Source organism: Aeribacillus composti (genome assembly GCF_007827555.1).
GTDB lineage: Bacteria > Bacillota > Bacilli > Bacillales > Aeribacillaceae > Aeribacillus > Aeribacillus composti.
In genome coordinates, this window is record NZ_VISS01000019.1 from 1 (window position 1) to 13,870 (window position 13,870).

General features: G+C 40.3%; 13 protein-coding genes. 10 read left to right on the forward strand and 3 right to left on the reverse strand.

What is annotated here, in order from left to right; all coding sequences use genetic code 11:
- Nucleotides 1-109: 109 nt before the first annotated feature.
- Genes FB379_RS10960 through FB379_RS10970 form a run of 3 tightly spaced genes read left to right on the forward strand, consistent with a single transcriptional unit; the run spans nt 110 to nt 2,484 of the window.
- Nucleotides 110-841 (forward strand): prolipoprotein diacylglyceryl transferase, encoded by a 732-nt coding sequence (locus tag FB379_RS10960; protein WP_242009323.1) that lies wholly within the window; start codon nt 110-112, stop codon nt 839-841.
- Nucleotides 831-2,243: a radical SAM protein gene (locus FB379_RS10965; protein WP_144597988.1), complete on the forward strand. Its 1,413-nt coding sequence runs from the start codon at nt 831-833 to the stop codon at nt 2,241-2,243. Before FB379_RS10960 ends, FB379_RS10965 begins: the two co-directional genes overlap by 11 nt.
- On the forward strand, nt 2,236-2,484 hold the full coding sequence (locus tag FB379_RS10970) for a hypothetical protein (RefSeq protein WP_063389546.1): 249 nt from the start codon (nt 2,236-2,238) through the stop codon (nt 2,482-2,484). Before FB379_RS10965 ends, FB379_RS10970 begins: the two co-directional genes overlap by 8 nt.
- 133 nt (nt 2,485-2,617) lie before the next feature.
- Here FB379_RS10970 and FB379_RS10975 read toward each other — a convergent pair whose 3' ends face one another.
- Nucleotides 2,618-3,169 (reverse strand): hypothetical protein, encoded by a 552-nt coding sequence (locus FB379_RS10975; RefSeq protein ID WP_144597989.1) that lies wholly within the window; start codon nt 3,167-3,169, stop codon nt 2,618-2,620.
- An 84-nt stretch (nt 3,170-3,253) separates the two neighbouring features.
- Between FB379_RS10975 and FB379_RS10980 the strand changes: the two genes are divergently transcribed.
- Together FB379_RS10980 and FB379_RS10985 are read left to right on the forward strand one after the other, a co-directional pair.
- Nucleotides 3,254-3,856: a TetR/AcrR family transcriptional regulator gene (locus tag FB379_RS10980; RefSeq protein ID WP_063389544.1), complete on the forward strand. Its 603-nt coding sequence runs from the start codon at nt 3,254-3,256 to the stop codon at nt 3,854-3,856.
- Nucleotides 3,857-3,961: 105 nt separating this feature from the next.
- A complete protein-coding gene (locus tag FB379_RS10985; protein WP_144597990.1) occupies nt 3,962-5,284 on the forward strand; it encodes a hypothetical protein in 1,323 nt (440 codons plus the stop codon).
- Nucleotides 5,285-5,829: 545 nt separating this feature from the next.
- On the opposite strand, the gene FB379_RS10990 is transcribed toward FB379_RS10985, so the two are convergent.
- A complete protein-coding gene (locus FB379_RS10990) occupies nt 5,830-6,537 on the reverse strand; it encodes a DsbA family oxidoreductase (protein ID WP_144597991.1) in 708 nt (235 codons plus the stop codon).
- A 387-nt stretch (nt 6,538-6,924) separates the two neighbouring features.
- On the opposite strand from FB379_RS10990, the gene FB379_RS10995 reads away from it, so the two are divergent.
- The 5 genes from FB379_RS10995 (at nt 6,925) to FB379_RS11015 (ending at nt 12,004) form a co-directional block, all read left to right on the forward strand.
- Entirely contained in the window at nt 6,925-7,302 is a 378-nt protein-coding gene (locus FB379_RS10995) for a hypothetical protein (RefSeq protein WP_063389541.1), read from the forward strand.
- Nucleotides 7,286-7,822, forward strand: coding sequence for an RNA polymerase sigma factor (locus tag FB379_RS11000; RefSeq protein ID WP_094245727.1), 537 nt, complete (start codon nt 7,286-7,288; stop codon nt 7,820-7,822). The genes FB379_RS10995 and FB379_RS11000 overlap by 17 nt, the downstream gene beginning before the upstream one ends.
- The gene (locus FB379_RS11005; RefSeq protein ID WP_094245728.1) at nt 7,806-8,027 is read left to right on the forward strand and encodes a hypothetical protein; all 222 of its coding nucleotides are present in this window, start codon (nt 7,806-7,808) and stop codon (nt 8,025-8,027) included. The genes FB379_RS11000 and FB379_RS11005 overlap by 17 nt, the downstream gene beginning before the upstream one ends.
- 402 nt (nt 8,028-8,429) lie before the next feature.
- Nucleotides 8,430-8,882, forward strand: a complete 453-nt coding sequence (locus FB379_RS11010; RefSeq protein WP_144597992.1) for a MarR family winged helix-turn-helix transcriptional regulator — start codon at nt 8,430-8,432, stop codon at nt 8,880-8,882.
- On the forward strand, nt 8,879-12,004 hold the full coding sequence (locus FB379_RS11015) for an MMPL family transporter (protein WP_144597993.1): 3,126 nt from the start codon (nt 8,879-8,881) through the stop codon (nt 12,002-12,004). The genes FB379_RS11010 and FB379_RS11015 overlap by 4 nt, the downstream gene beginning before the upstream one ends.
- A gap of 70 nt (nt 12,005-12,074) precedes the next feature.
- Here FB379_RS11015 and FB379_RS11020 read toward each other — a convergent pair whose 3' ends face one another.
- A complete protein-coding gene (locus FB379_RS11020; RefSeq protein WP_144597994.1) occupies nt 12,075-13,496 on the reverse strand; it encodes a glycoside hydrolase family 18 protein in 1,422 nt (473 codons plus the stop codon).
- Nucleotides 13,497-13,870: the final 374 nt, after the last annotated feature.

Below are 13,870 nucleotides of genomic sequence, written 5' to 3' on the forward strand. Positions count from 1 at the left end.
GTTTGTTGGCACATCTATTCTAACCAAGGAATCGGGTTCATGTCTCCTTTTTTGTTTCGATGTAAATTTATGTTAGTGATTTTGCTCATCTACAGCTGTTTATATACATTTGGGTCCTGTTTCGATTCATCCGCATTTATTTTTTGAGACTTTGGCTTATTTTGTCGGTTTCAGAGTTTACTTGCATACGAGAAATAAAGAAAGAATTCCGCTTGATAAGGCGATGTGGGTCGTGATCGGTGCGATAGCCGGGGCTGCGTTAGGATCAAAGCTCCTGTATTGGCTTGAAAATCCTGTTGAAACGCTGAAAAATGTGACGAATCTCAACTATTTAATGGCCGGGAAAACGATCGTCGGTGGATTGCTTGGAGGATTGATCGGAGTTGAAACCGCAAAAAAGCTAATCGGCTGGAAGCGCTCGACAGGCGATGATTTTGTCTTACCGCTTATTATTGGCATGAGCATTGGCAGGATAGGCTGTTTTTTAACCGGCCTCTCAGACCATACGCACGGCACCCCAACGACTTGGGTGACGGGTGTTGATTTTGGAGACGGCGTGCCGAGACATCCAACTCAAATATATGAAATTGTCTATTTATGGCTGATCGGTTTTTTCGTTCTATACATAAGAAAAAAGAAAACAGCTCCGTGGGAAGGGTTTCTGTTCCAGTTTTTTATGGTTTCCTATTTGCTGTTTCGCTTTTTTATTGATTTTATCAAGCCGACACCTCACCCGTATTTTGGGTTAAACAACATTCAGTTAGCAGCTTTCGTCGGATTGATGTACTATTTGTTCCTTATAAGGAAAAAAAGAAGGGAGAAATTTCAGTATGCCAAATAGACCATACATTTTCTATGAATTAACGAACAGCATTTGTTCGAAATGTTTGCGGAAAACGGAAGCAAAAGTCATATTTGAGAATGATCAAGTTTTTTTAGTAAAACATTGCCGTCATCATGGAAGAGAAAAAGTATTGATCTCAACCGATATCGAATATTACAAAAAATGCCGTGAATTTTTGAAGCGTGCAGAAATGCCGTATCGCTGGAATACCTCCATTCAATACGGGTGCCCGTATGATTGCGGCTTATGTCCGGATCACGAGCAGCACAGCTGCTTGGCATTGGTGGAAGTTACGGATCAGTGCAATTTGCAATGCCCGATCTGTTATGCGGAGTCTTCCCCGAAAAAACAGAAATGGCGCCCACTAGAGGAAATTGAGAAGATGTTTGATGCGATTGTGAAAAATGAGCGGGAACCAGATATCGTTCAAATCAGCGGCGGTGAACCAACGATCCATCCACAGTTTTTCGAGATATTAGAAATGGCGAAATCGAAGCCAATTAAGCATATAATGGTGAATACAAACGGAATTAAAATTGCCCAGGACAAAAAATTTGCTGAAAAGCTGGCTCGCTACATGCCCGGATTTGAAATTTATTTGCAGTTTGACAGTTTTGAAAAAGAGGCGTTAATCGATCTGCGCGGAGTAGATTTGCGTGCAGTCCGAGAGAAGGCAATAGAACATTTAAATGAATACAACATTTCCACAACATTAGTTGTCACGTTAAAAAAAGGTGTAAACGATCAGGAGGTCGGAAAAATCATTAAATACGGTCTTTCGCAGCAGGCAGTCAGGGGAGTCACCTTTCAGCCGGTGCAAATTGCCGGAAGAACAAAAAATTTTAACCCTGCAACTGACCGATTAACGTTGAGCGAAGTCCGCAGCATGATTATCGAGCAATCGGAGGTTTTTCAAGCAGACGATATTATTCCTGTCCCTTGCCATCCTGACTGTTTGGCTATGGGGTATGCGCTGAAGTTAAACGGGGAAGTGAAGCCTCTGACGGGTATGATCGATCCGCATATTCTCCTTGAAGGAGATCAAAATACGATCGTATTTGAACAGGATGAACAATTGAAACATAAAGTTTTTGAGCTATTCAGTTTAAATCATTCTCCCGGCTCTTCCGCGATGTCACTAAAAGATTTATTATGCTGTCTGCCGAAAGTAGCGATACCGGAAAATATCAGCTATAACAATGTGTTTCGTGTAATTATTATGCAATTTTTAGATGCTTATAACTTTGATGTTCGTTCAGTTAAAAAATCCTGTATTCATATTGTACATCACGACGGCCGCATCATTCCGTTTGACACGTATAACTTGTTTTACAGGGACAGCCTTGAAAACCGGCTGAAAGAAATTCAAACAGAAATGGCGATGACTGTGCATGAATGAGCATACAAAAGACATTTGGAAAGGCATCGGTATTGTGCTTCTTTTACATGGGCTATTGTTGATTTTTCCGATTACGATCTTTTTTATCGGTTTTGTTCAGGTGATTTATATCATTCCAGCAGTCGTGATCGCCTTAATGAAAAGAAAAACAGCGATTGCTCAAGGAATACTGATCGCAGCTGGGATTACGTTTTTAGTGAATACAGCATGTTTCGGAGTGTTTATGATGGGATGGTACTAACGTAAAGAGTTTACAAACATGGTATAAAAAGCTGTAAATAAAACTTGTAGAGAAAAATTTGTCCTTCTCTACAAGCTCTGTAGCGCTAATCTAGGGGAAAATGGTCAAATTCTAGGATTACAAATTTCTTTTTTTAACTTTCATAATGCCCTTTCGCCTCTTTTTTCGGCCATATTGTATAGCTGAAGCTCCATAAAAAATCGATAAACAGGATGAACGTCCATTTTGCCGAAAATGATAGAAGTGCTTCTGTTTTCTGGAAATCGTTGACGAAAAGAACCATGAACAGGAGAAGTGCATTCCCAATAATCCATGCTAGAAGGTGGCGGTACCAGCCTTGCCGTTCATAAGCAGCATGCTGTTTTCCGAATTGAGGCCGTTTATTTGGCCGCTTTCCTCCAGCAAATCGGTAAGCAAACTGTTCATCCGCCCATTGAATCATCCGTTTGCCAAATGCAACCGAAACCCCAATATATACAGCAGACAATCCGTGTACAAAATGAGCTGTTGCGCCGTCTTTCAAATCGAAAACCGTTGCGATGATTAAAACAAGATCGATAAGAGGCGTACACAATAGAAGGAGCGACCCGATTTTTTTCCAGCCTAGAATATATCTGGCGAATAATCCGGCGCCGACAAATATCCAAAACAAAATTTCGCATATGACAATGAGCCAACCGATCATGATTCCACTCCTTTTTAAAACACACGTATTAAATAAAAATTTAACACAAGTGTATTAAAAAAACAACCATGATATAATAAAAATATGCCGAAAAAAGTGGATCACGTAAAACAAAGAGAAAAAATTGCTGTAGCGACATGGAATGTCATTGCGAAAGGCGGGATGGAAAAAGCAACCGTTCGCAATATTGCGAGAGAAGCAGGAGTTTCCGTTGGTTCATTAAGACATTATTTTTCAACTCAAGCAGAACTGCTGTCGTTTGCAATGAAATTGGTGTCGGAAAGGGTGAGTCAACGAATTAACGAAATTGATTTTTCTATGCCGCCGCTTGATGCAATGAAAAGGATGATCCGGGAGGTTTTGCCGCTTGAAGATGATACAAAGAAAGAAATGGAGGTATGGTTTGCTTTTACCCAGAAAGCTCTTTCGGAGCCGGAACTTCAGCCTTTAAGCAAAGAAGTATATCTTAAAATGCGTTATGGATTTGAACAGGTCATCAAGACTTTAGTCAAACTTGATCTTGCGCGGCCGAATATCAATGTAGAGCTGGAGGTGGACCGTCTGTATGCGCTGATCGATGGCTTGGCCATTCATGGATTAATGCATCCGGAATATTTATCTAATGAGATGATCGAATCCATTTTGGACAGTCACTTAAAATCTTTGTGCAAACAAGAGGTTTTATAATGGTTTCCGTCGAAACTAAGAATATAAATCAAACAAATTCGCATCCTTAAAAAAATGAAAGTTTAGGAATCCTTTCTAGCTTCTGATATAAAAGGAGGTGGGAAAATGGTTCAGCTTTATTACACAGATCAATTCAGTTTTTCACCTATTGTTGCTCTGCAGCAATCATTGAAAGAACATGAGAAAAAACAGTCTATTGTTGAAAAAATATATGAATCCAATCTTGGGGCCCAATCAGAAAAGGACAACATAAAAGATTTGAAGAAGGAAGCGCTGGCACGCGGATCTGTTCTGAAAACAATCACGTTAAAAAGGGGAAAGTCAAACGCTCTGATCGTTCCTTGGAAATCAACTAAGTTCTACGCGAAAGCAAGGGGGCGGGCAGGATTTGGGCGTTTTGACCGCCTCGGTGAAAAAATTGATGATCTAGCTTCAGAATATGTTTATTTAAAAAACTGGATTGAAGAAAATTTTTTTGGTGAACAACGAAAAGAGCGGCTCGACAAACTCGATCAATTTTTTCAACAAAGCATCCAACAGTTAGCTGATTCTTTTTCAAAATCAGTTGGCGGCTTTTTTGTGAAGCATGGTCTCCCAGACGTGAAAGAGGAGATGTATAACGACATTTTAAAAGCTTATGAACAGCGCATTGGACAATATACATCTTTTTTACGCAAGCATGAGAATTATGCCCAAATCGACAGAACGGATGTTGAACAGCTGTTAAGGGGCAGCCATACTTTTAAGTTGGAGGCGCTCCGCCAACAATTTTTACAAAAGGAAAGCGCTTTAGAAACAGGCGATCAATATACGATATATGATTTTGAAGCGGCTGGATCCTTTTATCAAGAAGCGGTCCGAACAGAACATGGCTATACGGCTGCAAAAAGCGAAGAACAAATCGGGATTGAACTCGGATTATTAGGGATGAAGCTGGAAGCATTGCTTCATACACCATTGTCTGAAAAAATGCGCGGCAACCTTGAGCATGTATACCAATCATTTATCCAAAAAACGATTGAATCATACAACCGCTTCCAGGAGGAAAAGAGGGAAGAAGCATATGGACGGAGCAAAAGGGCTTATTCCATACTTGATTCGAAAATCATCGATGACATTATTTCAAGCATGAGAAGGCACGTAAAAGAAAAAAATATAGATCATGTCTTTTTGCATATTATACCGTCTGCTTACGTTTCATATGAACAAAAAACAAATGATGCGAATTGGAATGATCTTGTCCGTTATCATTCCTCAAAAAACGACTGGGACATGTTTTTTCAAAATGATTGGTCGGCGCATCATGCGTATTATCCATTTACTTACAATAATCTTATCAACAATTGGAACTCTTTTATAAATAAAACAGAGGGTCTATTGGATATGAAATTTGATCAAGAGGCGGTCATTTTTGAAGCGAGAATTTAATTTATGAAGAAATGGATAATCAAACATTAAATGGAAGAAAGTCCGTTCTTTGAAATCATTTACAATGTTGCGATGGATGTAAAATTCATAAATTTGAAGGGAAAATGGAGATTCACGTCAAAATCCCAGTATTTTACCTCTGGGACTTTGACGTGGATTTTTTTATTTCGGGTGCAAGTAGTAATAAAATGGAAAGGTCTTTGCATCATAAAAAAAGGAAAAGCAGATCAAAAAAAATTCATCACCGTTATGAAGACATAATGAGCGGCCGCACCGCCTAAATTTCATAGTTTGAGGAGTAAAGTAAGAATTGTTCCTCTAAAAAAACTTGGGAAGGTTAGTCAATGTAACAAAGGATGTATACATTGATAACCTGACGATTCGGTTCTTTTACACGTGGTAACAGACGAATTTAAGTAAATAAATTAAATCAAACTTTGCAATGTGAGCAATTGACAGATGTCATGAACTGAAAGAAATGCAAAAGGAGGACACGTCGTTATTGATGACCGTTGTTCCTCCTGCCCATTTGCGGTCAAAACGAATTACATTTCACAGCTCTGATCGTTGCATAGTCCTCCGCCATCAGCTGCCAGTGGTTTGAGCGGCGAAGAAGAGTTTTCTTCATCCCATATTTTTTGAAAGCTTTTCAAAAATACTTCTGTTGGCTGCGCCCCAGAAATGGCATATTTGCGGTTGATGACGAAAAACGGCACACCTCTGACACCGAGACGTGAGGCTTCCTGTTCATCCTTTCTAACTTCCTCTTCCAATTGACTGCTTGAAAGCACTTGCTTGACTTCGTCGCCATCCAAGCCGATTTCTTCTGCGAGTTCAACTAAAACTTGATGGTCACTGATTAATTTCGATTCAGTGAAATAAGCATAAAAGAGCCGTTCGTGCATTTCTCTTCCTTTCCCTTTTTTATCTGCATATTTCGCTAATCGATGGGCATCGAACGTATTTGTTGGCTTCATTTCCTCGAAGCGAAATGTCAATCCGACGGACTCTGCCTGTTTGGCAACATCGTTATTTGCCCGCTTCGCTTCCTCAACGGAAATGCCGTATTTTTGAGCAATGATTTCATGGATGGAAAGATCGTATTCCTTTTTGGCGGTTGGATCAAGCTCAAAGCTGCGGAACACGATTTCCGCTTGCTCCTTGTGCTGAAACAGCTCGAGCGCTTTTTCCATACGCCGCTTTCCGATATAGCAAAATGGGCAAACATAATCAGACCATATTTCAATTTTCATGTTTTCACCTTCTTTTATCAATCAATCGCACATCCATTGTATCGAATGAAAAGAAACAACTTCAACTTTTTCGACTTGACAGAAAGAAACAGGAAAACTTCATTTTTCATAAAACATTAAAATGATTGAATCTGTTTCGGACCTATGACGTTTGCGAAAAAAGCGTGAGATTTATCTGCAAGAAGATGTAAAATGTTGATCAACGGAATGGAATCGGAGCGTTTCATGTAAAACGGCCAGCGAAACATTAGAACTAACAGCGATTTTGTTAATATTACAGATGAAATCAACCTGAAGCCTTTTTATTAAAAAATTACGGAGAAAAATGAACTTTTTCCTTTCACGATTTGTATAAACAAATGAATGATGGGAAAGGAGATGACAATTATGCCTGTAACCGGCTGGGTAATCAGTTCAATTGTAGGCGGAATCATCGGAACGATTTTCGGTGTTTCGATCGCTTCTTTAAATAAAAAGGTCGTTCGGGATCGATGGGGAAACATTGATTTTAAAAAAACCGATCTTTATTTCTATTGGACCCGTTGGGATACGATTACGGTTATATCCGCAATTTATTCATTTTGCTGCCTCACAGGACTCTTTATCTTTCTAATAAGGGGAGATAACATTAACAGTCCTGTCATTCAATTTTTCCTTCATCAATCGTTTATGTTTACTTTAATGACGTTTCTTTGGTTCATCGGAAGAATCCTGTATGTGTTCAAAGGAATTAAAGAGCGGTGGTCAGATGAATTTAACAGATGAAAAGCTCATGGAAAAATTTCAAAACGGTGATACGGAAGCTTTGAACGAGCTTTATGAACGATATCGAGCACCGCTTTTCCGCTTTATTTACCGTTGTACACGGGACGACCAGCTTAGCATGGATGTCGTTCAAGATGCATTTTTGAAGCTGCAGCAAAAAAAGCATTACTTTTCCCCTGAAAAAGGGAGGCTGAAGACATATCTTTTTCAAATTGCTTATCATACGATGATCAGCAAAATAAATATGAGAGCAAGGTGGCACCGTCTTCTTCCGTTTTTATATAAAGAGCCTGTCAACATATCCCGTTCCGATGAAAAAATGGAGGTCGAGCGGATGCTTCAATCGCTTTCAAACGAACAGCGGGCCGTTATCGTATTGTTTTATTATCATGATCTGTCACAAAAGGATATTGCGCGCATCTTAAACATACCTTTGGGCACGGTGAAATCAAGGCTGCATCAAGCGGTTCAAAAAATGAGGAAAGAATGGGGGATCGAATCTGATGGAAAAGGATCGTGAAATTGATAAATTATTAAAAAAATATACAGTGGAAGTACCGGATTTTCCAATGAAAAAGTCAAAAATGGAGAAGCTTGCTAATTGGCTGTGTGAAAAGGCTTCATTTCCGATTCCTGAAGAACGAATCACCTTTAAAGGGATGGTATGTATTCAGGTTATTCCAATTGTTGTTTCGCTAGCTGTTTCGGTTTGGATGATTTTGTGAACCGATGGATGGGATCATCTTTGCAGGTTGATCCCTTTTTCCATGAATTGCTCGCCGTTTAACTGACACTTGAAACAGGAGCTTCTCAGTTCTATAACGAAAGCATTGAGAGTGCAACGGACAGTCCTGCCTGCTAACTCGGCGAATCTGCTCTTATGTGACGCGGATCTTTTACAGTATGAAAGCTTGGCTCACACAACATTTTTTCTATGCTAAGAACATATTTTAGAGAATGGAAACTAGCGTTCAGCACGTTAGAGAAGCCTTCAAATTATTGGAATGCACCTTTCACGCGCTTGAAGAAGAGGAAGTTTGCCAATTTTCATACAAATTGATTGACAGGTTGATAGTTAAATAGTTTAATAGTTAAATAGTTGAACTATTTAAAATAGGGGGCAGACAATGGATCGAAAAAAAATAGATGAATTGATCGAACGGTATATTAAGGTTTCGTTCACTGTAACGAAAAGAGCAGAAGAACTTGTGAAATGTGAAATTGATCCAGATATCACAAACGAACAACACTATCTTTTGCGCTATATCCATCAAAAGGAAAGGTGCACTTCAACAGAACTAGCTAATGTTTTTCGAGTGAACAAAAGCGCGATCACAGCGATGATTAATCGGCTTGTTGAGAAAGGATTTGTTCGGCGAATTCGCGATGAAAAAGACAGGAGGGTCATTTATTTGGCTTTGACTGAAAAAGGGAGCAATTTGTTTGCAAGCACAGAAGAGAGAGTTCATAAAGTTGTAGGATCGTTCATAACAAAATTTTCGGAGGACGAGATCGAATCGTTTATTCAAACCTATGAAAAATTGGCAAACGTATTGCTTGAACTGGAGGTTGAGTCATGAGGGCAATCCTGAAAGGAAAATGGTTTGTACTCATTTTATGGCTTGTTGCTGTTATTGGTTTGCTCTTTACATCGCCAAACATGGAGGAGCTTGTGCGCGAAAAAGGGCAAATTACGGTTCCGGAAGGTTATTCCTCTTCGATTGCGAATGACATTTTAAAAGAAATTCAGAGCAAAGAGCATTCAGGAGATCTAATATCAGTCGCCCTTGTGCTGCATAATGAGGACGGGCTGACAAAGGAAGATTGGAAAGAAGCGGAACAAGCTGTAAAACAGCTTGAACAAAACAGCAAGAATTTACGGATTACAGAAATTGTTTCGCCTTTTCATCAAGAGGAGTTAAAGGATCAGCTTGTTTCAAAAGATAAAACCACCATCTTGACGTCAATACAAATGGAAAGAGACGGAAGAACGGCAAAAGAAATGACATCCGCTCTTTATAAAGTGATCGATAATATTTCATTGGAGCATTATTATACCGGCAGCTGGATCATCGATGAAGACGTTATTGTCAGCTCGCAGGAAGGAGTGAAAAAAACAGAAGGCATAACAGTCGTGTTTATTTTGATCGTCTTGCTGATCGTTTTCCGCTCGCTTATAGCGCCATTTGTGCCGCTCTTGACAGTCGGCATTACATATTTGGCATCACAGTCAATTGTCGCCTTTTTAGTTGAAATGGTGAATTTTCCATTGTCCACTTTTACGCAAACATTTTTGGTTGCCATTTTGTTCGGGATCGGTACAGACTATTGCATTTTACTGCTAAGCCGCTTTAAAGAGGAGCTTGGCAAACAAGAAAGCCGAACTGAAGCGATTATAACAACCTATCGCACGGCTGGAAAAACTGTGTTTTTCAGCGGTTTAGCCGTTATGATCGGCTTTGCGGCGATCGGATTGTCATCATTTAAGCTTTATCAATCGGCTACGGCAGTCGCTGTCGGAGTCGCCATCCTGCTGGTAGCACTTATGACGCTTGTTCCGTTTTTCATGGCTGTGCTTGGCCCGGTGTTGTTTTGGCCAGTTAAAGGAAATCTGGAACATAAACAGAGCAAGCTATGGGACTTTGCAGGACGTTTTTCGTTCACCAGACCGCTTGTTTCTTTAATCATCGTAGGAATTATTACCCTCCCAGTGCTGCTTTCCTATGACGGCAAGCTGTCGTTTAATTCCCTTCAAGAAATCGGGGATGATTACGACTCTGTCAAGGCTTTTAATATTATTTCGAAAAGCTTCAACCCAGGCGAAGCGATGCCGACAAAAATTGTGATCAAAAATGATGACAACATGAATAGGACGGAATATTTTGCTTTAATTGAAAAAATAAGCAGAAGCATCGAAAAAGTTGAAGGTGTCGAGACGGTCCGCTCAGTAACGAGACCGACAGGCGAACAGATCGACCAATTATTTGTGACAGAACAGGCGAAAACGCTGAAAGACGGAATTGGTCAGGGAAATGAAGGGCTTGAACAAATCAGCTCCGGTTTGAATGAAGCGAGCAAAGAGCTTTCTGCATCATCTCCGAAATTAAAACAAGCTACAGACGGTATTGAAGCGCTCGTTTCCGGAACAAATGAATTAAAAGCAGGCGTCGGTGAACTTGAAAAAGGGCTTTCGCAAGTTAAACAGGGGATCGAGAGCGGATCAATGGGGGCCGGTGACATAAAGAAAGGGCTTGAGACCGTTCAAAACAATGCGAAAAAGCTGCAATCCGGCGCAGAACAGCTTTTGAAAGGATACGAAACAGCCGGAAGCAGTCTATATTCATTGCTGAAACAATATCAACAGATGGAATCACATCTCGGTCAATTGTCAACACATTTATCCGGCATGAGTGAATCTTTAAATCGCATCGAACAACGACATCAGCAGCTTCAGCAGGATGCTGAGTATCAACAGGTAAAAATGGCAGCTTCCCAGCTTAGTGAACAAGCAAAACAAATGAGAAGCGGATTTCAGCAAATTAACGGAGCGCTTCAGCGAGTGACAAATGGAATAGAGCAGGCGAACCGTTCATATTCTGAATTACTTTCAGGTCAAAAAGCGCTCGTTAATGGAATGGGAGAGCTCATCAACGGGCTTGATCAGCTGCAAAAAGGGTTGAATAAAGCAGCGGTTGGACAGCAAACCATCATTTCAAAATTGCCGGAGCTGTCTAACGGCTTAAGCCAAGTCAACAATGGACAGGAGGAATTGCTGCAAGGTTTTTCTCAGCTGGATGGACAAATGAATCAGCTGATTTCAGGCCTTGACAAAAGCGTGGATGGTCTAAATCAAGTAGCCGATGGTCTCGGTTCTGCCGAAAATTACTTATCTGGTCTTTCTTCTTCAAATCAGGAAATGGCAGGCTGGTACATGCCGAAGGAAGTGCTTGAAAGCAAAGAATTTGCGGATGCGAAAGAAGCTTACTTATCGAATGACGGCAAAGTGACAACCATTGATGTTGTTTTCGAGAAAAATCCATATTCAACTTCAGCGATGGATCAGCTTACTGAGGTCAAACAAGCGGTGGAGTTTACCGTAAAAGACACGAAGCTTGAAAATGCGAAAATTGCCTATGACGGGGTTACTAGCATTTACTCCGACTTGAACGAGATTTCAGCAAACGACTACTCCCGCACAGTTGTATTGATGCTGATAGGGATTGCTCTTATATTAATTGCATTGCTGCGCTCGTTTGTCATGCCCATTTATTTAATTTTATCGCTTATTCTAACGTATTACACATCAATGGCGGTGTCAGAAGTCATTTTCGTTCGCCTTCTTGGATACGACGGTTTGAACTGGGCAGTTCCATTTTTCTCATTTGTCATTTTAATTGCGCTTGGCATAGATTACAGCATCTTCCTTATGAACCGCTTCAACGAATACAGAGATTTGCCTGTCACAGAAGCGATGCTTTCAGCTATGCGTCATATGGGAACGGTCATTATTTCCGCCGCGGTCATTTTAGGCGGAACATTTGCGGCGATGCTTCCGTCCGGTGTGCTGTCGCTGCTCGAAATTGCCACAATTGTTTTAACAGGATTATTTTTATATGCTCTTGTTGTACTGCCGCTATTTGTACCGGTGATGGTCAAAATGTTTGGTAAAGCGAACTGGTGGCCATTTATGAAAGAGGAATAAGCGAGAAGGGAACATACGCTTTGTGCGTAGGTTCCCTTATTTTCATTTGTGCTATGAGAGACTTCTGCTATCAATGAATTGAACGGAATTTCCGCACTTGAAAATTGTCTTCAAGTAATACCCAATTTTGTGGGAACGGATAGCCAAGTACCCAATAACTAATTCCCCGTAAACCGTAATCCTTTACCGCATCAAATTTTGCCCGGGTGCTCCGCGCGTCTTCAAACCAGACCTCATGCGTACGGCCTTGTTCATCCACATACCGATAAAACGGAGATTGAGATGTTCGATCATACTGTATCACAGCACCATGTTGAACTGCTCGACGAATCGCTTCTTGCATATCGAATGTTTCTGCTTCCTGACCTTGAACATGGGGAAGGAGCCAGTCACGAGCATATACTTGGAAGCCCATAAAGATTTTATTTCTTGGAATGACGGTTACAGCATAATCTAGCACTTGTTTGATTTGATTAAGCGGAGAGATTGCCTGAGGAGGTCCAAGCCTATAACCCCATTCGTATGTCATTAAAATAACGAAATCTGCAATTCTGCCGTGTGCGGCATAGTCGTGTGCCTCATATAATATTCCTTTTTGTTCTGCGCTCGTTTTAGGGGCGAGCGCGGTCGAAACAAAATATCCTTCTTTATGCAATCGGTCAACGGCGCGCTGTAAAAATTGATTATATAACTCACGATCGTCAGGATATACATTTTCAAAATCAATATTTAATCCACGATAACCTTTTTCTTTCATAGTGTTTATAATGGTGGTCAATAAACGATCTTGCAGTTCCGTATTTGAAAGGATGGCATGAGCCAGCCGTGACCCGGGGTCCCTGAACGTAAAATTTGTTATGCTCATCATTGGTATCACTTGTTCTGTTAAAGCAGCTTGAAGAATCGCTGTGTCGTTTATTGCATCGAGTCCGCCGTCTTCCCGGATGATGTAGGCAAATGGAGAAACGTATGTTAAAAAGCTGCCAGCTTCTCGAACTTCTTTGCCTCCTTCTTCACCTGCATGGATCGTATATGCATTTACGTCAATGACTGGTTTTACAAAAGGAATCGTTAATCTTGTCCCCGGATAAAGAAGGTCGGGATTTTGAATTCGATTGGCTTTGGCAATTTCCTGTACGGATATACGGTAAATTTGAGAAATTTGCGATAAATTCTCTCCAGGCTTCACAGTATGGATGCGAGGCGGAATGTTTAAAATTATTCCCGGATTAATTTTTGAAGGATCACTAATATGGTTAGCCTGAACAATAGACCCGACGGCAACTCCATATTTTTGGGCAATTTGCCATAATGTTTCCCCTGCTCGGACGATATGTTGACGAAAAGCAATGGGAATCACAAGTGATTGGCCAATCAGTAATCGATTAGGATCGGGCAGACTGTTTGCAGCAATAATTTCAGAAAGACTGATACCGTAGCGTTCAGCTATGTTCCATAAAGTCTCTCCTCTTTGTATAATATGAATGATCATAAGTGCCTCCTTTTTTTGTTTATATATATGTTGAAAATGGTTGATCTAGAAAATGACATGAGAGAAAATAGTTTGCTGAATATAATTTTTTTAAGGTCTTTACATATAACAAGTGTAGTAAATTGTCGTTAATGGATAATTGAACTAATCATCAGGCCGAATATACTTGTAAACGTTGTGCTCTTCATCAAACAAATAGATCGGTCTTCATCTCCTCCTTTACAGCATCATTTTCTGTGGGGGTGCTAGAAAATTATTTAACGGGTTTGATTCTCATCTGAACGGCAGGTTTGCACTTTCAGACAACAAAAATTTATTGATAAATTCTGTTGTCTTTCATCATTTTAAGAGCTTTTACAAAAGCGCCGTTTTTT